This window comes from Mariniflexile soesokkakense, assembly GCF_039650365.1.
Classification (GTDB): Bacteria; Bacteroidota; Bacteroidia; order Flavobacteriales; family Flavobacteriaceae; genus Mariniflexile; species Mariniflexile soesokkakense.
This window is the reverse complement of sequence record NZ_JAZHYP010000001.1, coordinates 626077-648943: the sequence shown is the minus strand read 5'-3', so window position 1 is coordinate 648943 and position 22867 is coordinate 626077. Positions and strand designations below refer to the sequence as shown.

The following is a 22867-nucleotide window of genomic DNA, read 5'->3' as shown; positions in this document are numbered from 1 at the left end:
ATACGGGATCTCAATGTAAAATTCAGAAAGAAGTGAAGGTTTGTATTGCCGAAAAACCAAGTGTAGCACGCGAAATAGCATCCGTTTTGGGTGCAAATACCAAACGTGATGGTTATTACGAAGGCAATGGCTATGCGGTAACCTATACCTTTGGGCATTTATGCACCTTAAAAGAACCCAACGATTATAAACCCTATTGGAAAAGCTGGGATTTAAACAACCTGCCCATGCTGCCTGAAAAGTTTGAAACCAAAGTGGTTGCAAACTCGGGCATCCAAAAGCAATTTAAAATAGTAAAAAGTTTATTTGATAAAGCCGAAGTGGTCATCAACTGTGGGGATGCGGGGCAAGAAGGAGAACTCATTCAGCGTTGGGTAATGAACGAGGCAAAATACAAGGGCGAAGTAAAGCGCTTATGGATTTCCTCATTAACCACCGAAGCCATTAAAGAAGGTTTTGAAAACTTAAAACCATCAGCCAATTACGATAATTTATACTATGCAGGGTTTTCCAGAGCCATTGGCGACTGGCTGTTGGGTATGAACGCTACCCGTTTGTACACCGTAAAACATGGTGGTTACAAACAAGTATTGTCTATTGGGCGTGTACAAACCCCAACTTTGGCCATGGTAGTAAACCGATTTAAAGAAATAGAAAACTTTAAACCACAGCCGTATTGGGAATTACAAACCATGTACCGCGAAACGCTTTTTAGCTACGAAGAAGGTCGTTTTTTAAATAAGGAAGATGGCGAACTGTTGGCAAATAAGGTAAAGGAAAGCGATTTTGAAATTGTATCCATCGAAAAGAAGAAAGGTAATGAATATGCGCCAAAACTGTTCGATTTAACGGGCTTGCAGGTGTATTGCAATACCAAGTTTGGATTTTCGGCAGACGATACCTTGAAGATAGCACAAACCCTGTACGAGCAAAAAGTAATTACGTACCCCAGAGTAGATACCACATTTTTACCTAACGATATTTACCCAAAAGTAACGGGTATTTTACAAAAGTTGACGAATTACGCTCCTTTAACCCAACCACTTTTAGGAAAAAAGATAAAAAAATCGACCAAGGTTTTTAATGATAAAAAAGTCACCGATCACCATGCCATTATCCCCACGGGTATGCAAAGTAATTTGCCATATAACCAACAGCAGGTGTACGATATTATTGTAAAGCGTTTTATTGCGGTGTTTTATGATGATTGCGATGTATCCAATACCACCGTTATTGGAAAAGCCGCTGAGGTGTCATTTAAAACTACGGGAAAGGAAATATTGAAAAAAGGCTGGCGTGTGGTATTTGAAGACCCAAACGCTAAAGAAAAAGAGCCAGATTTATTGCCAACCTTTGTAAAAGGTGAAAAAGGACCACACGAACCTTCGTTTTTAGAAAAGGAAACCAAACCGCCCAATCAGTTTACAGAGGCTACGTTGTTACGTGCCATGGAAACCGCAGGAAAAGAGGTGGACGATGAAGAGTTGCGTGATTTGATGAAGGAAAACGGTATTGGACGACCCTCTACACGAGCGAACATTATCGAAACCCTTTTTAAGCGTAAATACATAGTTAGAAACAAAAAACAAGTGTTGCCAACCCAAACGGGTATTCAGTTGATAGATACCATTCAGAATGATTTGTTGAAATCGGCAGAACTAACCGGGTCTTGGGAAAAGCAATTAAAAGATATAGAAAAGGGTGAGTTTACCGCCAGTGCGTTTATAAACAACATGAAACGCATGGTGGATGCTTTAGTTTACGAGGTGCGCAGTGAAACCACCAGAGCCAATATTTCACATGCTGCTACTGTTCAAAAACGACAAGCCAAAGCTGAGAAAAAGAAAGCAGCGGGTATTTTGGCTGAGGTATGCCCGAAATGTAAAAAGGCAACCATTATAAAAGGAAAATTGGCGTATGGTTGTGGTAATTATAAAGCGGGTTGCGATTTTGTATTGCCATTTACCTATGCAGATAAAAAAATATCGGAGAAACAATACATGAGGTTGCTTCAAAAAGGCTCTACGGTGAATTTAAAGGACTTTAAAATAAGTACGGGTAAAGTAGAAGGGTTGTTGCGCTTTGATGAGAATTTTAAGATTAAGTTTGAGCCTAAAAACAATAGGCCTCACAGGTTTCAAAAACCTGTGAGGCCTGATGAGCCTTTAACCTGTCCGAAATGTAAAAAGGGCACGGTAATTAAAGGCAATACAGCATATGGTTGTAGTGACTATAAATCGGGTTGCGATTTTAAAGTGACTTTTGAAACCGTAAGAGAAAAAATAAACGGGCAGAAACCAACCAAAGAATTGGTGTTTGGTATTTTGAAAGGAAGTGTATAACGTCATTACGAGGGAAGCATGACCGAAGTAACCTCATGCTTTTTAAATTCAATATGTTTAGGTTCGTCGATAAACAGATTGCTTTGTGCCTCGCAATGACAAATCTCTATGTTTTTAGTATAATTTAAATGACAGAGCAAACAACACACCGCCACTTTATAATTTACAAACCCTACGGCGTTTTAAGTCAGTTTGGGAGTAATGATAGCAAGCAACAATCTAAAAGGTTTTTAGGGATGCTCTATGATTTTCCTGAAGGGATTATGCCTATTGGTAGGCTGGATGAAAAATCGGAAGGTTTGTTATTGCTAACCACCGACGGGAAAATGAGCGATTTTGTAAACAGCCAAAAAGTTGAAAAGGAATATTATGCCTTGGTGAATGGTGCGATTACAGAAGTTGAAATTGAGTGCTTAAAAGCTGGAGTGGAGATTGGTTTTGAAGGTAGAAAATACCAAACCAAACCGTGTAAAGTTTTTAAGTTAGATAAAGACCCGAACTTACCCGAGCGCTCCAAAAAAATACGTGATGCCAGACATGGGCCTACATCGTGGATATCGATAATCTTAAATGAAGGTAAGTTTAGGCAAGTACGAAAAATGACTTCGGCAGTGGGGTTTCCAACTTTACGATTGGTACGTGTGCGGGTAGGTGACATGCACTTGAATAACTTGCAGGTTGGTGATGTGGTTGAAGTGCAGACGTTTTTTTAAGGCGAATTTTATTTCTTAGTATTTAATATGTTTCCTGCGTGTTAAAAATTAACTTTTAGTGCGCATTATAAGATGGCTTTGTTCCTTGTTAATACGGTTTAGTAGAAAAACATTGCTTCAGTGGGTTCGCAATGGCGAGACAGGTTCGTTACCATGAGCTTGTTTCAGGGTCACATCATTATATTGATTTTAAATGAATAATGAGATGCTGAAACAAGTTCAGCATGACGGTCTTGTTCATTTGTTAGTTGAGCTTTATCTGCGTTAGGGATTGAGCAATTGTTGGAGCACCTCGCAGAGTGCGACTTGCGAAAGCCCGACCCTCCCGACGCTTCGGGAGGGTAACGCCCAAATACTATTTAAACTTCCAGTTTTTTTAATTCTTTATAATTTCGGTTTAGACGTTTTAGTAATAAACCGTAAAGAAGTTTGTAAAATAGCCAAATTACAAATACAAATATGGCGGTGCAACCTGTTATAATACCAAAGGCGATGAGCTTTTGTTTGTCGCTGAAATGAGCAATGGTATCGGACAATTCGGGGTTGTGTATAACAGCGAAATAGGTGCCTACAACCATAGAAATAAACGCCATCACTAAATTATAGATAACGTAATATTTTATAACTTTTCGGGTTTTTAAAATGCTTTCCATTAGTTTTTTTGCATTATCTGTTACCGAAATGGCTTGGTGCGATTTAAACAATAGATAAATAAACAGTAATATAATGCCATAACTAAATGTGGTTAATGCTGCAAACACATAATCGTTTGTATAAATGGCATCTAAACGCTCTTTGTAGCTATTTGATGTAAAATAGGGAGTGATGCTTATTAAGATCCAAAAAACAAGTTCGGCAATGCTAATGTAAAAAAGTGTCTTCACGATAGACGACGATTTTTTTTGCAACATGGGGTATATATCTTTGGTAGATAATTTTTTATGTTCTGGCTTTTCTTTGTTCCAGTCTTTTTTGAGTATATCTAATTCATCCATATGGTTACGGATTAAGTATGGTTCTAAGTTTGTTTTTAATTCTATTCATTTTCACTCTGGCATTTACTTCGCTAATACCCATAGTTTCGCTTATTTCACTATAATCTTTGTCTTCTAAGTATAAGAATACAAGGGCTTTTTCAATATCGTTTAGTTGATGTATGGCCTTGTACAATATTTTAAGTTGTTGTTCTTCTGTGTCGTCATAAGCTTGTGCTGTTATTTTAAATGCTACACCTTGAAAATCCTGAGTATCTATAGTGCGTTTTGATTTACGGTAAAGCGTAATGGCGGTGTTTAACCCCACCCGATACATCCAGGTACTAAACTTAGCATCGCCACGAAACTTTGGATAGGCTTTCCAAAGTTGGATGGTTATTTCTTGAAACAAATCGTTATGTGCATCGTAATTATTGGTGTACAAGCGGCATACCTTGTGTACGATGTTTTGATGCGTTTCAAGTAATTCAACAAAACTATGTTCTAGTTCTTTATTCAAATCGGTGGGTTGGTTGTTATATAAGTAGCCAAAATTTTTAGAATGTTACAATCGAGGAAAAAGAATTTTGAAACGCGGCTAATTAAAAGTTTTTTTTATGTGTTTTTAAGGACTGTTTTTTTAGAATTTAAGTTGTTTCTGTGATTTTTGATATATGTTAAACTATAACTTTATTTAAAATTTTCAAATAATTGGTTTGTAATCATTTAGTGTGCTATATAGATAAAATCTATAGTTGTTTTTTTACTTGAATTAGCCTCTTTTTATAAGCTAATATATGAAAAATTTATTAACTGAAAATAGTGGCAAAATACTGTTGAAGAACATGTAAAACAAGCTTTTTTTAGGTGCGTTTTTTTTGAAAAATAACTGTTCATCATTCAAATTTAACAGTTCGGTTATCTAAAATTTTAATGCTATTTCTTTTGTTTCAAATTTGTATGGTAGAAATGAAACAACCAAAATCATGCAAAAACTAATTACAAGTATTGTTATTTTATTGAGTTTGGATTTAAGCCCGCAAACAACTGTTAACGGAAAAGTGACTGATGTAAAAGGCATGCCTGTAGCGGGTGCGAATATTTATTTGGAAGGCACTTATGATGGCAGTACGACCGATGAAAAAGGTACCTTTTCATTTATAACAACACAATCAGGAACTCAAGCTTTGATTGTTTCTTTCTTGTCTTTTGAAACATTTACCATGCTAGGTGATGTGGCTTTTATGAAAAATTTGCACGTAGAACTTCGGGAAGACGTGAGTGCTTTGGATGCCGTGGTACTATCTGCCGGAGCATTTTCAGCAGGCGATAACAGTAAAGTGAATGTTTTAAAGCCCTTGGATGTGGTTACCACCGCCAGTGCTTTGGGCGATTTTTAGGTGCTTTACAAACTTTACCGGGAACCACTACTGTTGCCGAAGATGGTAGATTGTTTGTACGGGGTGGTGATGCCGATGAAACCCAGATTTTTATTGACGGTATTCGGGTGTTTACACCTTACACACCCACCACGAATAATTCACCAACCCGTGGGCGCTATTCCCCTTTTTTGTTTGATGGTATTACGTTTTCAACTGGGGGTATTCGGCAGAATTTGGTCAAGCGCTTTCCAGTGTGTTGCTGTTAAATACCATTGACGAGCCAGACCAAGAAAAAACGGATATTGGTATTATGAGTGTGGGTGGTAGTGTAGGAAACACTCAAAAATGGAATAAAAGTTCGTTGAGTTTTAATGTGTCCTATATCAATTTGGCGCCTTATAACGCTATTTTTCCGAGTAGAAATAATTGGATAAAACCTTATGAAACGGTTTCGGGAGAAACTGTATTCCGTAAAAAAACAAATACAGGGCTATTTAAATTATACGGTGCGTTTGATACAACTCATTTTGAATTAACGCAGGAAGATATTAACGATGAAGACGGTGTTCATTTTATACTGAATAACAAAAATTTTTACTTGAATAGTTCGTATGAAGGGGAATTAAACGCTGCTTGGTCATATTTTGGAGGTTTGAGTTTTACATATAGCAATAACGATTTTAATAGTGTTGATAGTGCTATTGAAGATGTGGAAAACGCTATGCATGTTAAACTGAAATTAAAAAACCGAATAAGCAATCGTTTTAAGCTCTATTTTGGAGCGGAGCACTTCGCTACCAATTTTACAGAAAACTACAACGATGCCTCTATAAACGATGCTAGATACGGGTATGATAGTAGTATGGCGGCGGTATTTGCGGAAGCCGACATCTTTATTTCTAAAAAACTGGCTTTTAAAACAGGTTTACGTGCCGAATATAGCCAGTTGTTTGAAGACCTTACCATCGCGCCCCGACTGTCTTTGGCTTATAAAACATCTGGTAAAAGCCAGGTGTCGTTGGCTTATGGAAATTTTTATCAAAACCCATCGAGCAATATTTTAAAATTCAACCAAGATTTAAAAGCACAAAGCACGTCGCATTTTATTGCTAACTATCAATATAACGGTGATAGAAAGATTTTTAGAGCCGAAGCATATTATAAAAATTATGATGATTTGGTAAAGTATGATGCCGACTTTGCCGATTTCAACGCTAACTATAACAACAATGGTAGTGGGTTTGCAAGGGGTGTCGACTTCTTTTATCGTGATGGCAAAACTGTTAAAAATGTGGATTATTGGGTAAGTTATTCGCTGTTAGATACCGAACGCGATTATAAAAACTACCCCAACAAAGCACAGCCAAATTTTGTAAATACCCATAATCTATCGGTAGTTGGGAAATATTGGATTAACAATTGGCGCAGTCAGGTAGGCTTTAGTTATGCCTGGGCATCGGGTAGAACCTATACAAATCCCAACGAAGCCGGTTTTTTAAACCAAAAAACAAAAGCATACAACAGTTTAAGTGTGAATTGGGCATATTTAATTAGTCCGCAAAAAATACTATATGCTTCGGTAAATAACGCATTGGGTTTTAAAAATATTAATGGTTATCAATATACTAATACATCTGATGTGAATGGAAACTTCAATCGTAGAGCGTTACAGCCAGCGGCAGACCAATTCTTTTTTGTAGGCTTCTTTTGGACTATTAGTGAGGATAAAAAGAGTAACCAATTGAATAATTTGTAGAAGGGGGTAATTTTGATGAAGCCCTAAATGATGTGGATTCTGTTTTTATATGTGTAATTTCCAATTTTTGTCAGCTTTAAATCCATGTTCAGGTTCCGCAACTTTTTTTATTTCTTTTCTGTTTTTTATTTGGTCAGAGTAAAATTCTGATTGTTTAAGTTTTAGGTACTCTATTTTGCTTTCAGTCATTTCGTTATTCCAAGCGATAGTTTCGCAAACGATGCACTCATTTTCTCTTACAGCAACAATTCCGCACACTTCACAAGGTTTCAGAGAATCCATAAGGTCTTTAATATAATCAAAGTCAAAATCCGTGAAATTAGATGGCACATTTTGAATAAAATCGTACCAACCAATATTGTTCTTTTTCAGAATGATTTTTTTGTACGATTTCTCAATTATTACTTCTTTGTTGTTTTCTGAAAATCGAACGTCTTTTATTTCATTCCAATGGAATGATTTGGTGTTTGCTTCAAAAGGTTCGCTTATGGAAAACCCGTTTTCGGTCAGTTTAATTTCCGTTAACTCCGAAGCCAGGTTTTTACAAAATACTTTTCGAATTAAAAATCCTATCATCGCTTTATTCAAATTACCGCCAACTATAATGACAAACTACTGTTTCGGTATTTTATATCATTAGTCAAAACTAAAGTAGTTGTTTTTTTTCTTATAAAATCAATTTTATTTAACAAAGTTATATGACAAAAATCATAGTTAATGCCATTGATATTCAGTAACTTTAATGTAACGAAATCAATGTGTCATGTTATCTAGTAAAAAAAATCCAGAACTAGAAATTGGCAGAAACAGTAGTTTGTACTTTGCCATAGGTCTAAACTTAATGTTGTTTTTTTCTTGGCAGGCTTTAGAGTATAAAACTTATGAAAAAAGCGACGTTGACATAGGTATTTTAACTATGGAGGCACAACCTGAGAAAGAAATACCCATTGTAAATTACAGTCCACCACCACCACCACCAGCTGCTGTTCCGGTAGCTATAAATGAAAATATTCAAATAGTTGACGATATAAAAGAGGTTGAAGAAACTGTAATGCTAAGCAGTGAAACAGACCAAAGTGAAGCTATTTCAAACTATAAAGGAGAAGTAGGAGGTGTAGGTGTAAGCGATGTTAAAGTAGCTGTAATTGAAGAGGAGGTGGAAGTGGCGTTTGCTGTTATTGAAGATGTGCCTGTGTACCCTGGATGCGAAGGTCTATCAAAAAGTGAGGCCAAAGATTGTTTTCAACGGAAAGTGAGAGAACATGTGGTAAAGAATTTTAATTATCCAGAAACGGCATTACAACTTGGTATTCAAGGGCGTGTTTCGGTTATATTTATTATTGATTCTAAAGGCATTGCTACTGGAATACGCTCTAGAGGTCCGGATAAAATTTTAGAAAGAGAGGCAGAGCGTATTATTGGGCTATTACCCAAAATGCAACCGGGTAAGCAACGAGGGAAACCTGTTAGAGTAGCTTACGCTGTGCCCATTTACTTTAAGTTTCAAGAGCGATAATATTTGAGTTTAGTTAGTAATGGTCGTGTTGAAAAATCAAGAGGTGTTAAGTCTCTTGATTTTTTTTTGTCTTTTAAATGGCCTTATTTATTTTAAATTACAATCCATCCTAAAAAAATTACAGTTGGGTAAGTCGCATTTTTTAAAGCGGTTAAGGTGAAAGATATTTGTTTCATAATTTAAAACAAACACCAAATGAAACATCTAATTATCATCGCAACATTCTTCGTTTCACTAGTAACAACTGCTCAAACGAATTACGAACAAGGGATGCAAAAAGCCTTTGAGTTATGGGGAAACAACAATCCAACCGAAGCTTCAAATTTATTTGAACGTATTGCAAAAGTAGAAGCGGATAATTGGTTGCCTCTATACTATGCAGCTCAAATAAATATTGTTAATAGTTTTGAAGAAAGAAATGAAGGAAAGTTATCGGTCCAACTAAAAAAAGCACAGGATTTAATTAACGATGCCACGTCCATTTCAAAAAATAATCCTGAAATTTTAGTGCTTCAAGCATTATTGCACACCGCTTGGGTAGCTTTTGATGGTGCTACGTATGGCATGACTTTATCTGGTAAAGTGGTAGAGTTGTACACAAAAGCAGAAATGATAGCGCCAGAAAACCCACGTGTTGTTTACTGCAAAGCAGAATGGGACATGGGTGGTGCCAAATATTTTGGACAAGATGCCAAGCCATTCTGTAAGGATTTGGAACGCGCTTTAGAACTTTTTGCTAACTTTAAACCAGAAACACCTTTTAGCCCAAATTGGGGAAAGGACCGTGCGGAAATGTTAGTGCAATCTTGTAAAGAGTAGCAAATAGTCTGTAGTTTAAAACAACGTCATGAACCTTCCATTGCGAGTTCTTTAGACCCAAAGAAATGATTATATGGAAGCAACATGTTTCCTGTAAAAAAACAAATAATATAACCACATGAAAAAATTAAGAAAATCAATCGTTTTAAGTTTTGCAATTGGTTGTGCTGTATTTGGGGTAGGGAACGCTCTGTCTAGTGGTTTTGTTTTTAAAAGTGTTAACGAGTTTCTAATAAACTTTTTACTGTATCAGCTATATAGTTTTGTTTTGGGGTTTAGTAATATGTACTTTTTTGATTATATGGAAAGCCTCCAATGGAAAAAAAGCGATAGGGTAAAGCGTATTGTGGTTGGTATAGTAGGGTCTACGGTTTTAACTTTAATGGGGTTGTTTTTTCTAAGAGCTTTCACTTCGATAGTGTTTAATGGCACGTCGTTTCAAGAATTTATGGCTAATGAGAAATTTGCCTACTACCAGTTTGGGTTGTGGATTACCTTAACCATCGTTATTATTTTTCACTTTGTATACTTTTATAACAAGTACCAGCAAAACAAAATAAAAGAACAAAAGGTTATTGCAGGTACAGCAAGCGCCAAGTTTGATGCGTTAAAGAACCAATTAGATCCGCATTTTCTGTTCAACAGTTTAAACGTATTAAGTAGTTTAATTGAAGAAAGCCCCGAAAATGCTCAAAGGTTTACCACGTCATTATCTAAAGTATATCGCTATGTTTTAGAACAGAAAAATAAAGAATTAGTATTGGTAGATGAAGAATTGGAATTCGCCAAAACTTACATGTCGCTTTTAAAAATGCGTTTTGAAGACAGTATTATTTTCGACATTCCCGAAAAAGCCAACAACCCAGAAAGTAAAGTAGTACCGCTATCATTACAGTTACTGTTGGAAAATGCCGTAAAGCATAATACTGTAACAACCAACAGGCCATTGCATATAAAAATTTATGAAGATGGCGATAGTTTGGTGGTAGAAAATAACCTGCAACCCAAACAAATCGTGAAAAAGAGCAGTGGCGTAGGTTTAAATAACATCATGCAGCGTTACGATTTGCTAACCATAAAAAAAATAAGCATTAGCAAAGAAGCAAGTAGGTTTACAGTAGCCATACCCATGCTTACAAAACAAATTTATAACATGGAAACAAACCATAATTACAACGAACAAGACGCCTATTACAAAGCCAAGAAGCGGGTGGAAGCTATTAAAGCCTTTTACTCCAATTTAATATCCTATTGCTTAGTTATCCCATTTTTAATATTTATAAACTACAAAACCTACTGGGGTTTCCAATGGTTCTGGTTTCCTATGTTGGGTTGGGGCATGGGCTTAACATTTCATGCCTTTGGGGTTTTTGGATACGGAAAATCGTGGGAAGAACGCAAAATTCAAGAAATTTTAGAGAAAGAAGAATCGTCAAGCAATAAAACCTGGAAATAATGGATAAGAACTACATAGAAAAAGACCGTTATCAACGCGCAGCCAAACGTGTAAAACAAATTTCTGGATTTTACAGACACACCCTAGTGTATGTAATAATCAACATCATGATTGTTATTATAAATATTCAAAATTTAGGCGAAGGCGAAAGCTATTTTCAATGGCAAAATTTCATCACATTAGTCTTTTGGGGCATCGGTTTGTTGGCGCACGGACTCTCCGTTTTTACCCCTAGTTTTATATTAGGCAAAGACTGGGAAGAACGAAAAATAAAAGAATTAATGGAAAAAGATAAAAAACCTTGGAAGTGAAATTAGTTTTCAGTCGCAGTTTTGAGTAAAACCTTTGCGGCTTAACGCCCTAACGAGAAAAACTCAGCGAATCTCTGTGAAACAACCAATCCAAAAACTATGAACGTAATTATTATAGAAGACGAAAAGCCATCAGCACGCCGCCTACAGCGTATGCTAACTACATTAAATATGGAAGCTGAAACCATGCTGCATTCCGTTGAAGAATCTATAAATTGGTTTCAAAATAATCAGCATCCCGATTTAATATTTCTGGATATTCAGTTAAGCGACGGACTCTCGTTCGAAATATTCGAAGCCATCGAAATAAAATCAGCAGTTATTTTCACCACCGCTTATGACGAGTATGCACTTCAGGCCTTCAAACTAAACAGCATCGATTATTTACTAAAACCAATTGATGATAACGAGTTAGCCATAGCTGTAAAGAAGTACCAAGAACGTTTACCGCAAAAACAAGCTGTTACTTTAGACTTTAATGATATTAAAAAACTACTCATCAACCCCATAGACCGCGAGTACAAAAAACGCTTCTCGGTAAAAGTAGGCCAGCATTTAAAACTAATTAATATTGATGAGATTGAATGTTTTTACAGTGAAAACAAAGGGACTTATTTACACACCACCGAAGGGAGAAACTATTTGCTAGATACCACTTTAGAGCTTTTAGAAAACGAACTGGAACCACAAACCTTTTTCCGTATTAGCCGTAAATTCTTTGTAAACATCAATGCCATAAAAGATATGGTAAGTTATACCAATTCACGCCTTCAAATAAAGCTAAACTCCTATAATGGTGAAGGGGTCATTGTTGCTCGCGAGCGCGTAAAAGATTTTAAGGCTTGGTTGGAATAGGGTTTTGTTATGCGAAGTTTTTAAATAAATTTATTGTCTTAAAATTTTATCCATTTTCCTGCCTTTTGCTAATTCGTCCACTAACTTATCTAAATATCGAACCTGTTTAGTTAGTGTGTTTTCAATGTCCTCTATTCGGTAGCCACAAATTACGCCTTTAATTAAATGGGCATTTGGGTTTAAATGGGCATTTTGGAAGAAGGTTTTAAATGTGACTTTTTCGTTTATAAGGGTTATTACTTTGCTTTTATCAAAACCCGTTAACCATTCTATAACTTGTTGTAATTCGTCTTCTGTTCGCCCTTTCTTTTCAACTTTTGTTACATAGTGCGGATATACGGAGGCAAATGTCATGGTTGCAATACGCTCGTTATGTTCTGGAGTTGGTTTCATGTTTTTTTTTTTTTTTTTTTTTTGAATGTGCTTATAATATTATTTGTGTTAGAAGTGGGTTCGTTTAACGATTATGTGTGTTTTAAATTAGTGTTAGTGTAAAAGTTTTTCTGAATAAAAATCAGAAACTTGAAAACAAGCAATTAACTTTGGTTTACCTAAAACTAGTAATTTTTATATACTGATTAAGTTTTTAGTTCATTAGTTCAATTTGAAATTTTGTTGCTTCAAATGCCATTTTAAGTCTTCTAATACTAGATTCTGATTTATTGTTTTCAAATAGTTTATTCAGGTAATCGGTTTGCTTAATCACATTTTCGTTATCTCTTTGGAAAATTTGATATTTTAAGAGAATTAAATTAGCCATAATATTATCTGATACATTCAAATCACTTCCATTTAATATTTCGTCTATTGTACTTTTTATTTTGGCATCGTTCTCAGATAGTTCATCGAACAAATAAGCATTGACTACGTCAGATTTAGTCATATTTGAATAATCATTCTCACTAGAAAGATCTTTTCTATAGGTCATTTTATTTCCATTAAGAAAATACCATCTCGTATAGGAATCGTTTTCCATTTTTATTTCTTTTTCAAATATTTTTTCTTTCGTGCTCCAGTTTGTAAATGCAATCAAAAGTTCAGTGCCGTCATCTTTCTTCAAAATTGCAAATCGGATTAAGTAATTTCTTTTTCCAGGTTTTTCAATTTCAATATCTAATTTATTTTCTATTGAGACATATTTTTTCAAAGCTTTTAGAATAGAGGAAACATCAACTGGACTTGCTTCTGGAAATAAATTTTCTCTCAAGAATAAATCGATATACAGATGATGAGTCAAGTAGAAATCATCCATTTTCAGATAATTCGATTCTGTTAAATTATCTGTTTTTATATTAATTTTTTCAGATTGGGCGAATCCAATACTAGTTAATAAGATTAAAACTAAAAGTGTAATTGTTTTTCTATGCATTGAGTTTGCTTATATTGTGTACAACTATTTGATATATAATGTTAAACGAATTTAGTTGAAATTTTTACAAAGTCAAGTAGAAGATTTTTTTATTATTCACTTCAAAATAAAATCTATTTCTTCCGTAACTCAAACAAATCTGTTCTACGGTCTCTTAGGTTTCTTACACTACCAAATTGGTTTAGTTCGCGAAGCATATCAATATCCACATCGGCAATTAAAATCATTTCTGTATTTGTTGTTGCTTCGGCTTTGATACCATTTGCAGGAAAAGCAAAATCGCAAGGTGTAAACACCATAGATTGTGCAAATTGAATATCCATATTATGTACTTTTGGTAAATTACCAACACTACCCGCTATGGCCACGTAACATTCGTTTTCAATAGCTCGGGCTTGGGCGCAGTGGCGTACTCTAGAATAGCCATTTTGTGTATCGGTTAAAAAAGGGATAAACAAAATATCCATGCCTTCATCGGCCAAAATTCTACTTAACTCTGGAAACTCAGAATCGTAACAAATAAGAATACCAATTTTTCCACAGTCGGTATCATAGGTTTTTAAAACATTTCCGCCTTGCATACCCCAAACTTTTGCTTCATCTGGTGTTATATGAAGTTTTTCATAACGTTCTGTAGTGCCATCACGTCTGCATAAATAACCTACATTGTATAGCAAATCGTCTCTTAATTCGGGCATGCTTCCAGTAATTACATTTATGTTATAAGAAATGGCGAGTTCAGAAAACTTTTTTACAATTATAGGTGTAAAAGCCGCTAATTCCCTAATAGCTTGACTTTCTGGCATGTGATTATGATCTGCCATTAAGGGGGCGTTGAAGAATTCTGGAAACAGAGCGAAATCCGATCTATAATTAGAAACCGAATCAATAAAAAATTCGGCTTGTTGCATCAGTTCTTCCATATCTTTATACAAACGCATTTGCCATTGTATCAAGCCAAGACGAATTACTTTTTTCTTAGTAATAGCCTTGTTGGTTTTCTTTTCGTAATAAATGTTATCCCATTCCAATAACACCGCAAATTCTCCCGAAGCCGTATCACCTTCTAAATAGCCTTTCAGTATTTTGGATGGATGAAAATCGTTCGATATCTGAAAGTTTAAAACCGGGTCGTGAATTTCTTTTCTTCTAACCTTGTCAATATATTCCTTAGGGCTCATTTGTTCAGCGTGCTTGTGGTAATTTGGAATCCTACCACCAAATGCAATACCTCTAAGGTTTAATTTTTCGGTCAATTCTTTTCGGTAATCATATAAGCGTCTGCCAAGGCGTAAACCTCTAAATTCTTTTTTTATAAACACATCAATACCATACAACACATCGCCTCTATCGGTATGGGTGCTAAAAGTAAAATTACCAGTAATATCTTCATACGTATGGTGGTCGTCAAATTGGTTGTAATCTAAAATAATAGATAAAGCACAACCAGCCAATTGCCCGTTTACTTTTATAACCACTTGCCCTTCCGGGAATTTCTCAATTAAAGACTTTATATGGTATTTTCTCCAGTAAGACCCTGGCATACTCGCGTACGCTTCAATCATAACCTCTTTTAACTGTTGATAATCTTCTAAAGTTAAATACTGTAATTCTATATTTTCAATGTTACGTATCATGTATAAATAAAATTCTTTTTAATATAAATAGTTATTTGGGCGTTACCACAAGGGTAGGGCTATTCGTTACAATCTTTTTAAACGTTATTGCGAGGGCGAAGGAAAAAGGTAATCTGTTTATTATTACTTAGCACCATAATTAGGTGTCATCATTTTTAAAAAGGATTTCCACTACTATCCCTAACGCAAAACCAAGTAAATTTAATAAAATTTCAGCTAGAAATCCAGTTATTGTTTTTTCATAAACTGGCGCATAACCACCCATTGTTTAAGCATATCTCTGGCATCTTGCGCCGGATACCCCAATACGGTTTTTCCAGCTTCTACATCACCAACAACACCAGAACCTGCACCAACGGTAGCGCCAGAATGAATGGTGGTATGGTCTTTAATAGAAGCACTACCTCCAATAATAACGCCATCACCTAAGGTTACTGAACCTGCAAGTCCGCTATGTCCAGCCATAATACAAGAGCGGCCCATAATGCTGTTGTGTGCTATTTGCACTAGGTTGTCAATTTTACAGCCATCACCAATTATGGTTGAACTAAACTTCGCACGATCTACACACGAGTTGGCACCAATTTCAACATAATGCCCAATAATCACATTGCCTATTTGAGGTATTTTAACCAAACCTCTGCCGTCATCACTTGGTCTATAACCAAAACCATCAGCCCCAATACTTACGTTGGTGTGGAAAATACAATGGCTACCAATAATACAACGCTCGCGTATAACCGTTCCAGACCAAACAATAGTGTTTTCGCCAATTGTGGTTTCATCAAACACACATACATTCGGGTATAAAACAACGCCATTCCCCAATTCAACATCTTTGCCAATATAGCAGTTGGCGCCAATTTTACAACCCTTACCTATTTTTGAAGAATCGTGAATTACTGCAGTAGGGTGTATATCGGTATCAAAAACAGGTGGTGGCGGATTGAACAGATCTAGTATTTTAGCCATCGCTAAATCGGCATTTTTCACTTTTATTAAAGCTCTATTATTGCCGGGTTCAATATTTAAATTATCGTTTATTACAGCAGCACAAGCTTTAGAGTCTGCCCAATGTTTAGCGTATTTTGTGCTTCCTATAAAAGAAATATGATTGTTTTTGGCGTTTTGTAATTGTTCTGGACCTTCAATGGCTTGTGTGGTGTTTCCAATTAACTCGCCGTTTAAAAAGCTGTTAATTTCCTCAATGGAGTACGATTTATTCAAAATTTAAGTTGGATTATTAGATTAATACGAAGTATTGGTAAATTTAATGAAAAAATTGAGACTTTATATTATTATTCCTCAATTCTGTTTTCATCAAAAGCAGAAGGCAATAGTTTGGGTATAAACTTAACAACCAATGGCAATAAAAGCGCACCACCAGGTAATAAAAAGATGGCAAGACTTGGGATTGATTTAAAAATATCCAACAACTGTTCCTGTACTTTTTTCTGTTCTATGGGTGTTAAATCGCGTTGGGTAGATTGTGTAAGCAACACCATAAGTTCCTTACTATCTTTTAATTCTTGATACAGGCGTTTGCTATTTCTGGTAATTAATTTTTTTACCATTTTACTAGAGTTGTTATAAAAACTCTGTGCCATGTTGTTGGAACTTAATAAAGCAATTTGGTCTCTATGCACATGGTAAAAGGTATTTACCGTTTTCATAGATTGCTTTATATGTTGAGTATCAACTTGTAAATCTGTACTTAATTGAATTAAAAAAAGTTGCTCTTTTTTGTCAATGGTTTTGTCGCTCCAAGTAGCCATACATGCCAAATCTAGAATATAATATTTTTCAAGAATGGTTTTAATATTTTTTATGGCTTCGGAATAAATTATAGGGGCACTGTTATGAAAGCGTAAAGAAGATTCGAACAATTTAATTAAACTATCGTCGTATTTATTTTTTGATGCTTTTGAATTTAAAGCTCCTAATGAAATGGCTTCAATTGATGATTCTAGGTTTTTAATATAATCAATAGATATAGATTCATTATTTAAAAAAGTTTCATAAGCCAATACATCTACGTACAATAGCGCATTGATTATAAAGTAGTTAAAGTTTTTGGTGATAAAGTTGTCATCAATTTGAATACGCTTGTGTATTATTTTTTCTAACTGCTCGTTAGATTTTTTTTCACCAAGGAACCCTAAAAAGAACGAGGTTTTAAGTTCGTTTATCTCCGTATAAAAATTAATGGCACTTTCTATAAAAGGTATTTCAGAACCAGAGTTTTTGTGTGTATAAAGCAATGCTAAGCACAAATTGGTTTTAGAAAGCTCTTCGTCTGTAAAATCTTTGTTTAAAATAACATTGCAAACAACATCAAAATTACTTCCATAAATAAAGCCACAATCTCTTAAAGCGTTATAAAAGGTTTCGCTTTCAACGTTTAAAAATGAATTGTTTTTGGCTACTTCTTTAAGTAATTTTTTTATCCAGCCGTTAGCTGATGGGTTCATAGCGCTATTATTTATACTTGCAAAAGTAATGTTTTAGGAATATTATTAGCAAATATTTTCATTAACAAAATTTTAACAAAACCGTTCTTTAAGTTTTTCCGTAGGTATGTGTGAGAGTCAAATAAATAACTAATAATAAAATCTCAAAAAACATGAAAAATTTAAAAGTAGTTTTAGGAATTGGAGTTTTAGCAGTAGCTAGTTTCTTCGTAATTGCAGCCGATCATATTGATGCGCCTGCGGTAAAAGGTGGTACCAGTGATATTACCGATTTTTATGCCTTCCAAGGGCAAAACACAAACAATTTAGTGTTTGTAGCAAACATTCAAGGGTTGTTAAGCCCTACAGCAACAAGTAGCGCCATGTTTGAAGAAGATGTTTTAATTGAATTTAACATCGATAACACAGGCGATAATGTTGAAGACTTGGTTATACAAGCCATACCTAGAAATGGTAAAATGTATTTCTTTGGACCAATAGCTCCATCTCAAACAGGACTTAACAGTTCCATTCAAAGCACAGCAACAGTAGGTGGAGTAGTAGATATTACGGCCTATGGAACAAGCGCTAAGGTTAGCAGCAATGGAGGTATGAGCTTTTTTGCAGGACCAAGAGATGACCCATTCTTTTTTGATTTTGCTCAATATTCAGCAATTATTGGAGGAACGGCATCAGGCTTTTTACCAAAAGGAGAGGCTTCAGATACTTTTGCAGGATCGAATGTATTATCTATTGTAGTTGAAGTGCCTAAAGCCATGATTGGTGGAACTGGGACAATCAATACCTGGGTAGAATCTAAAAGAAAATAATAAAAAACCATTTAAAATATTAGAATTATGAAAAATATAAAAAGAATACAAGTTTTAACAGTAGCATTTGCGGTTTCATTACTAGCGTTTAACTGTTCTGATAATGATGACGATACGATGAGTATGATGACGCCAGATTTTTCTGGAACTTATGCTCAAGAAGACCAAATGGGTAGACCTGCAGTAAACACGGTTTTCGTGTCTGGTTCAAGTAAAGATATGTTTAATGTAACTATACCTTCTGCCCAAAATGCAGCTTTTCAAAGTATGTTCCAAACTAATTTACAAGGGCTGAGTCCTGCTTTTGCTAATGCTACCGATAAAAATGCTTTAGGTTTAACCGCAGAGACTTTTACAGGTGTTTTAGCAACCGATGTTTTAAATGTATCATTAGATGGAACCACTACATTTTATGATGGCACCAATTTATTAACAGGTAGAGCTTTGGCCGATGATGTTATTACCGTTGAATTGATATTGATTTTTGGTGGTGAAACTGGGTTAACAGATCCTGAATATCCACAGTTTTCTAACGATAACGTAGATGCCAACGACAAACCTTTTCTTGCCTCATTTCCTTATTTAGCTTCTCCTTGGTAGAAGTATAAACAACTTTCTGGAACAAGAAAAATCTAACCCTCCTTGTTCCAGGATTTTACCTAACAAAAACAAAACCTAAAAAAACAAACACAATGAAATTACAATTTATAATGATGTTTTGTGTACTTGCATCCGTGTTAAGTTGTACAACATCTTCAAAAAAAATAACAGACAGTGAACAGTATAATCTTTACTTGGAATCTTCAGACAGTACATCGTTACAGAATGCTAACAACGAATTGACCTTTTGGCAACAAAAGTTAAAAGACCAACCCAATCAGTTTCCATATCTGGCAAAAATAGCGGCAGCCTATAGCCATTTATTTGCTATTACTGGCGAAATAAAATATCTTAAAAATGCCGAAAGCACTTATTTAGAGTTAAATAAAATTGCAAACCATAATAGTACAGGTTATTTAAAAGGATTGGCAGCTAATTATATTTCACAACATAAATTTAAAGAAGCTCTAAACTTATTAATGAAAGCCGAGTCAATAGGTGATAGGTTGGAAGGTACTCAAAAAATGTTGTTCGATGTACATTTAGAATTGGGGAATTACCAATTAGCAAAAAACTATTTAGACAAATTTAGTGATGATAGAGATTTCGATTATTTAATACGTGTTGCTAAATGGAGCGACCATCGGGGTAATTTAGATGCTGCCATTAAATATTTGGAAAAAGCCAGGGATAAAGCAGAGTTTGCAAATTCACCACAATCAAAACAGTGGATTTATACCAATCTGGCCGATTTTTATGGACACCAAGGAAACATCGAAGCTTCTTATAATCACTTTTTAAAGGCATTAGAGTTGTATCCTAACGATGCCTACGCAAAGAAAGGCATCGCTTGGATAATATATGCACACGAGAAAAACCCAGACGAAGCTTTACGTATTTTAAACACAGTTACAAATACATACCATGCGCCCGATTATCATTTACTAAAAGCTGAAATAGCTAAATTTAAAGGTGATATAGCCATGGAAAAACTACAGTTAGGAATGTACAAAACCGCCGTAAAGAATGAATTGTATGGCGATATGTATAACGCTTATAATGTGGTGCTATATACTGATGTCTCTGAAAACTTAGATGAAGCCTTAGCTTTAGCAAAAACAGAAATTAATAACAGACCAACACCACTTTCTTACGATTTATTGGCGTGGGTATATTATAAAATGGGATTAGAAAAAGAAGCTTTGCAAATTATGGAGCAACACGTTTCTGGTAAAACATCAGAGCCTAAAGTTTTGTACCATTTGGCTGAAGTTTATAAAGCCAATGGGAAAATTAAGCAAGCTAAAAATTTGAAAAAAGAATTATTAGAAAGTACTTTTGAACTTGGTCCATTAGCCGAACAGGAAATCAATAAAATTTAATACCACCTCATGAAATTATATCTACTTATTTTTTCTTTTATACTTGTTGCTGTTTCAAACGCACAACAAATAAAAGGTGTTGTAATTAATAACGAAAACCAACCTTTGGAAGCGGCATATGTTTACAATCTAAACTCAAAAAGTCATGCACATTCATCAGGAAATGGGGTATTTGTTTTGGAGAACAATAAGGAGGGCGATTCTTTGCGTATAGGATTATTAGGTTTTAAGAATAAAACTATTGTTTTAAATGCTTCAAATTTTAATAAAAAACTCAATATTGTTTTAGAAGAGAAGTCGTTTCAGTTAGATGAATTGGTTATTACAGAAACTTTAAATCCCGTAAGTACCATTTCCAGATTGGATATTAATACCAATCCTGTTAATTCTTCACAAGAAATATTGCGTAAAGTCCCCGGTTTAATCATCGGTCAGCACGCTGGTGGCGGTAAAGCAGAACAAATATTTTTAAGAGGTTTTGATATAGACCATGGCACCGATATTTTACTGTCGGTTGATGGGATGCCTATCAATATGGTATCGCATGCACACGGGCAAGGGTATAGCGATTTACATTTTGTAATACCTGAAACCATAAATAAAATAGATTTCGGCAAAGGGTCGTATTACGCAGAACGTGGTGATTTTGCTACTGCTGGCTATGTCGATTTTTCAACTAAAGATTATTTAAAGGAAAGTTCTGTAGCATTATCTGTAGGGCAGTTTAATAGTCTACGAACTCTAGGTTTGTTTAATTTGTTGGAAACCACAAAAAATCAAAACGCCTATTTAGCAACCGAATACATCGCTACAGATGGTCCATACGAGTCGCCACAAAACTTTAACAGGCTGAATCTATTTGGAAAATATGTGAGCTTTTCACCTAATAACGATAAACTTTCACTAACGGTATCACACTTTACTAGCCGTTGGGATGCATCGGGGCAAATTCCACAGCGTGAAGTTGAAAATGGAAACATCACCCGTTTTGGGTCTATTGATGATACTGAAGGTGGCAACACCGAACGTACCAATTTCAATGTGGAATTTCATAAGCATATTTCAGATAATTCAACTTTAAAAACCAATGCCTTTTATTCGCATTATGGTTTCGAATTGTATTCTAATTTCACGTTTTTTTTGGAAGATGCCGTTAATGGCGATCAAATTAAACAAAAGGAAGATAGAAGCATCTTAGGTTTTAATACAGCTATAACCAATGAAACACGTTTAGGAACTACCGAAGTTACAATCACTTCGGGTATCAGTCTTAGACACGATATTGTTAATGATATTGAGTTGTCGCATACCTTAAACAGAAGGGCCACTTTAGAACAAATTCAGTTGGGCGATTTAAACCAAACCAACCTAAGTGCGTTCACCAATATTCAGTTCGATTTTGGTAAGTTTAAGATAGTACCTGCGTTACGTTTAGATTATTTTAAGTTTTTGTATAACGATAAGTTGCAAGCCAACTACACACCCCAAGTCGTAACAAAAACCATTTTAAGCCCTAAACTTAACTTTTATTTTGATGCCGCCTCCAACTTACAGCTTTATTTAAAATCGGGTATTGGCTTTCATTCCAACGATACACGTGTGGTAGTTAGCCAACAAGGTAAAGATGTGTTGCCTCGTTCGTATGGTTTGGATTTAGGGTCAATATGGAAACCAGCACCTAAACTAATTGTTAATTCGGCATTGTGGTATTTGTTTTTAGAACAGGAGTTTGTGTATGTAGGTGATGCCGGTATAGTGGAACCTAGCGGAAAAACTGCACGTTATGGTGCTGATTTAGGCTTGCGTTACCAATTAACCGATTGGTTGTTTTTTGATACCGATGCGACTTATACACATGCCCGCAGTACCGAAGACCCAAATGGTGAAAATTATATTCCATTGGCACCCGATTTCACTATGGCAGGTGGTATTTCGGTTAATAACCTAAATGGTTTTTCTGGTGGTATGCGTTATAGATATATTGATGACAGACCAGCTAATGATGATAATAGTATTGTAGCCCAAGGATATTTTATAACCGACTTTAATGCCAATTACAGCTTTAATAATATCACATTAGGAGTGGTTATTGAAAATTTATTTGATACCAAATGGAATGAAACCCAGTTTGCAACCGAATCAAGGCTTCAAAACGAAGCACAAGGTGTTGAAGAAATTCACTTTACACCAGGATCACCATTTTTTATTAAAGGAAGTATTACATATACATTTTAAAATATAAAAAGAGGGATTCATTAGAAGAAAAAGACAAGTTACTAACAGATGAAAAAGAAAAAAATGTTTTTAAAAACCTAATAGATTTTGGTTTTTGGTTTTTTTGTTAGGGAAAGCAGCCCGATTATAGCAATATAATTGGGCGCTTTTTGTTTTTTACAAAATCAAATAAATACCAATAAATTAACCGTACCTTTGGCGCTTAATAAAAACGAGGTGATGTTTAATATATAGATTGTC

17 protein-coding genes and 3 pseudogenes are annotated in these 22867 nt (G+C 35.1%); 12 read left to right on the top strand and 8 right to left on the bottom strand.

The window, feature by feature from the left end; genetic code table 11:
- The first annotated feature begins 32 nt into the window (after window positions 1-32).
- Both VP395_RS03005 and VP395_RS03000 read left to right on the top strand, forming a co-directional pair.
- A complete protein-coding gene (locus tag VP395_RS03005; protein WP_346240222.1) occupies window positions 33-2342 on the top strand; it encodes a type IA DNA topoisomerase in 2310 nt (769 codons plus the stop codon).
- Between the two features lie 128 nt (window positions 2343-2470).
- On the top strand, window positions 2471-3055 hold the full coding sequence (locus VP395_RS03000) for a pseudouridine synthase (protein ID WP_346240221.1): 585 nt from the start codon (window positions 2471-2473) through the stop codon (window positions 3053-3055).
- Window positions 3056-3414: 359 nt separating this feature from the next.
- Here the strand turns inward: VP395_RS03000 and VP395_RS02995 are convergent, their stop codons facing one another.
- Complete coding sequence (locus VP395_RS02995) at window positions 3415-4050, bottom strand: hypothetical protein (protein ID WP_346240220.1); 636 nt, start codon at window positions 4048-4050, stop codon at window positions 3415-3417.
- A 4-nt stretch (window positions 4051-4054) separates the two neighbouring features.
- Window positions 4055-4549, bottom strand: coding sequence for an RNA polymerase sigma factor (locus VP395_RS02990; RefSeq protein ID WP_346240219.1), 495 nt, complete (start codon window positions 4547-4549; stop codon window positions 4055-4057).
- Between the two features lie 466 nt (window positions 4550-5015).
- Here VP395_RS02990 and VP395_RS02985 point away from each other — a divergent pair.
- Window positions 5016-7167 (top strand): annotated as a pseudogene (locus VP395_RS02985) (TonB-dependent receptor).
- 45 nt (window positions 7168-7212) lie between these two features.
- Here VP395_RS02985 and VP395_RS02980 read toward each other — a convergent pair.
- Entirely contained in the window at window positions 7213-7743 is a 531-nt protein-coding gene (locus VP395_RS02980) for a hypothetical protein (RefSeq protein WP_346240218.1), read from the bottom strand.
- A 187-nt stretch (window positions 7744-7930) separates the two neighbouring features.
- Between VP395_RS02980 and VP395_RS02975 the strand changes: the two genes are divergently transcribed.
- The 5 genes from VP395_RS02975 (at window position 7931) to VP395_RS02955 (ending at window position 12124) form a co-directional block, all read left to right on the top strand.
- Complete coding sequence (locus VP395_RS02975; RefSeq protein WP_346240217.1) at window positions 7931-8683, top strand: energy transducer TonB; 753 nt, start codon at window positions 7931-7933, stop codon at window positions 8681-8683.
- Window positions 8684-8878: 195 nt separating this feature from the next.
- Window positions 8879-9502 (top strand): hypothetical protein, encoded by a 624-nt coding sequence (locus VP395_RS02970; RefSeq protein WP_346240216.1) that lies wholly within the window; start codon window positions 8879-8881, stop codon window positions 9500-9502.
- Window positions 9503-9620: 118 nt separating this feature from the next.
- A complete protein-coding gene (locus tag VP395_RS02965) occupies window positions 9621-10958 on the top strand; it encodes a 2TM domain-containing protein (protein WP_346240215.1) in 1338 nt (445 codons plus the stop codon).
- The gene (locus tag VP395_RS02960) at window positions 10958-11269 is read left to right on the top strand and encodes a 2TM domain-containing protein (RefSeq protein WP_346240214.1); all 312 of its coding nucleotides are present in this window, start codon (window positions 10958-10960) and stop codon (window positions 11267-11269) included. Before VP395_RS02965 ends, VP395_RS02960 begins: the two co-directional genes overlap by 1 nt.
- Before the next feature lie 99 nt (window positions 11270-11368).
- Window positions 11369-12124: a LytR/AlgR family response regulator transcription factor gene (locus VP395_RS02955; RefSeq protein WP_346240213.1), complete on the top strand. Its 756-nt coding sequence runs from the start codon at window positions 11369-11371 to the stop codon at window positions 12122-12124.
- 30 nt (window positions 12125-12154) lie between these two features.
- Here the strand turns inward: VP395_RS02955 and VP395_RS02950 are convergent, their stop codons facing one another.
- The 5 genes from VP395_RS02950 to VP395_RS02930 form a co-directional block, all read right to left on the bottom strand.
- Window positions 12155-12517 (bottom strand): DUF2200 domain-containing protein, encoded by a 363-nt coding sequence (locus VP395_RS02950; RefSeq protein WP_346240212.1) that lies wholly within the window; start codon window positions 12515-12517, stop codon window positions 12155-12157.
- A 193-nt stretch (window positions 12518-12710) separates the two neighbouring features.
- Window positions 12711-13493 carry a hypothetical protein gene (locus VP395_RS02945; protein ID WP_346240211.1) on the bottom strand — a complete coding sequence of 261 codons (783 nt, stop codon included), beginning with the start codon at window positions 13491-13493 and terminating at the stop codon, window positions 12711-12713.
- A gap of 113 nt (window positions 13494-13606) precedes the next feature.
- On the bottom strand, window positions 13607-15130 hold the full coding sequence (locus tag VP395_RS02940; RefSeq protein ID WP_346240210.1) for a carbon-nitrogen hydrolase family protein: 1524 nt from the start codon (window positions 15128-15130) through the stop codon (window positions 13607-13609).
- 228 nt (window positions 15131-15358) lie between these two features.
- Window positions 15359-16357 carry a UDP-3-O-(3-hydroxymyristoyl)glucosamine N-acyltransferase gene (gene lpxD / locus VP395_RS02935; RefSeq protein ID WP_346240209.1) on the bottom strand — a complete coding sequence of 333 codons (999 nt, stop codon included), beginning with the start codon at window positions 16355-16357 and terminating at the stop codon, window positions 15359-15361.
- Between the two features lie 71 nt (window positions 16358-16428).
- A complete protein-coding gene (locus VP395_RS02930) occupies window positions 16429-17601 on the bottom strand; it encodes an LETM1-related biofilm-associated protein (protein ID WP_346240208.1) in 1173 nt (390 codons plus the stop codon).
- A 152-nt stretch (window positions 17602-17753) separates the two neighbouring features.
- On the opposite strand from VP395_RS02930, the pseudogene VP395_RS02925 reads away from it, so the two are divergent.
- From VP395_RS02925 to VP395_RS02910, 4 genes and pseudogenes are all read left to right on the top strand, one after another.
- Window positions 17754-18026, top strand: a pseudogene (locus VP395_RS02925) (DUF4331 family protein); the annotation flags it as partial.
- A gap of 33 nt (window positions 18027-18059) precedes the next feature.
- Window positions 18060-19010, top strand: a pseudogene (locus tag VP395_RS02920) (DUF4331 family protein).
- Window positions 19011-19102: 92 nt separating this feature from the next.
- The gene (locus tag VP395_RS02915) at window positions 19103-20392 is read left to right on the top strand and encodes a tetratricopeptide repeat protein (RefSeq protein WP_346240207.1); all 1290 of its coding nucleotides are present in this window, start codon (window positions 19103-19105) and stop codon (window positions 20390-20392) included.
- A gap of 9 nt (window positions 20393-20401) precedes the next feature.
- A complete protein-coding gene (locus tag VP395_RS02910; protein ID WP_346240206.1) occupies window positions 20402-22627 on the top strand; it encodes a TonB-dependent receptor in 2226 nt (741 codons plus the stop codon).
- Window positions 22628-22867: the final 240 nt, after the last annotated feature.

What these genes read in the sequence shown, in the direction of transcription:
- VP395_RS02975 (WP_346240217.1), top strand. Translation starts at nt 7,931, where the DNA reads ATGTTATCTAGTAAAAAAAATCCAGAACTAGAAATTGGCAGAAACAGT.
- VP395_RS02960 (WP_346240214.1), top strand. Translation starts at nt 10,958, where the DNA reads ATGGATAAGAACTACATAGAAAAAGACCGTTATCAACGCGCAGCCAAA.
- VP395_RS02945 (WP_346240211.1), bottom strand. Translation starts at nt 13,493, where the DNA reads ATGCATAGAAAAACAATTACACTTTTAGTTTTAATCTTATTAACTAGT.
- VP395_RS02910 (WP_346240206.1), top strand. Translation starts at nt 20,402, where the DNA reads ATGAAATTATATCTACTTATTTTTTCTTTTATACTTGTTGCTGTTTCA.
- VP395_RS02915 (WP_346240207.1), top strand. Translation starts at nt 19,103, where the DNA reads ATGAAATTACAATTTATAATGATGTTTTGTGTACTTGCATCCGTGTTA.
- VP395_RS02950 (WP_346240212.1), bottom strand. Translation starts at nt 12,517, where the DNA reads ATGAAACCAACTCCAGAACATAACGAGCGTATTGCAACCATGACATTT.
- VP395_RS02965 (WP_346240215.1), top strand. Translation starts at nt 9,621, where the DNA reads ATGAAAAAATTAAGAAAATCAATCGTTTTAAGTTTTGCAATTGGTTGT.
- VP395_RS02970 (WP_346240216.1), top strand. Translation starts at nt 8,879, where the DNA reads ATGAAACATCTAATTATCATCGCAACATTCTTCGTTTCACTAGTAACA.
- VP395_RS02995 (WP_346240220.1), bottom strand. Translation starts at nt 4,050, where the DNA reads ATGGATGAATTAGATATACTCAAAAAAGACTGGAACAAAGAAAAGCCA.
- VP395_RS02940 (WP_346240210.1), bottom strand. Translation starts at nt 15,130, where the DNA reads ATGATACGTAACATTGAAAATATAGAATTACAGTATTTAACTTTAGAA.
- VP395_RS02980 (WP_346240218.1), bottom strand. Translation starts at nt 7,743, where the DNA reads ATGATAGGATTTTTAATTCGAAAAGTATTTTGTAAAAACCTGGCTTCG.
- VP395_RS02955 (WP_346240213.1), top strand. Translation starts at nt 11,369, where the DNA reads ATGAACGTAATTATTATAGAAGACGAAAAGCCATCAGCACGCCGCCTA.
- VP395_RS02930 (WP_346240208.1), bottom strand. Translation starts at nt 17,601, where the DNA reads ATGAACCCATCAGCTAACGGCTGGATAAAAAAATTACTTAAAGAAGTA.
- VP395_RS03000 (WP_346240221.1), top strand. Translation starts at nt 2,471, where the DNA reads ATGACAGAGCAAACAACACACCGCCACTTTATAATTTACAAACCCTAC.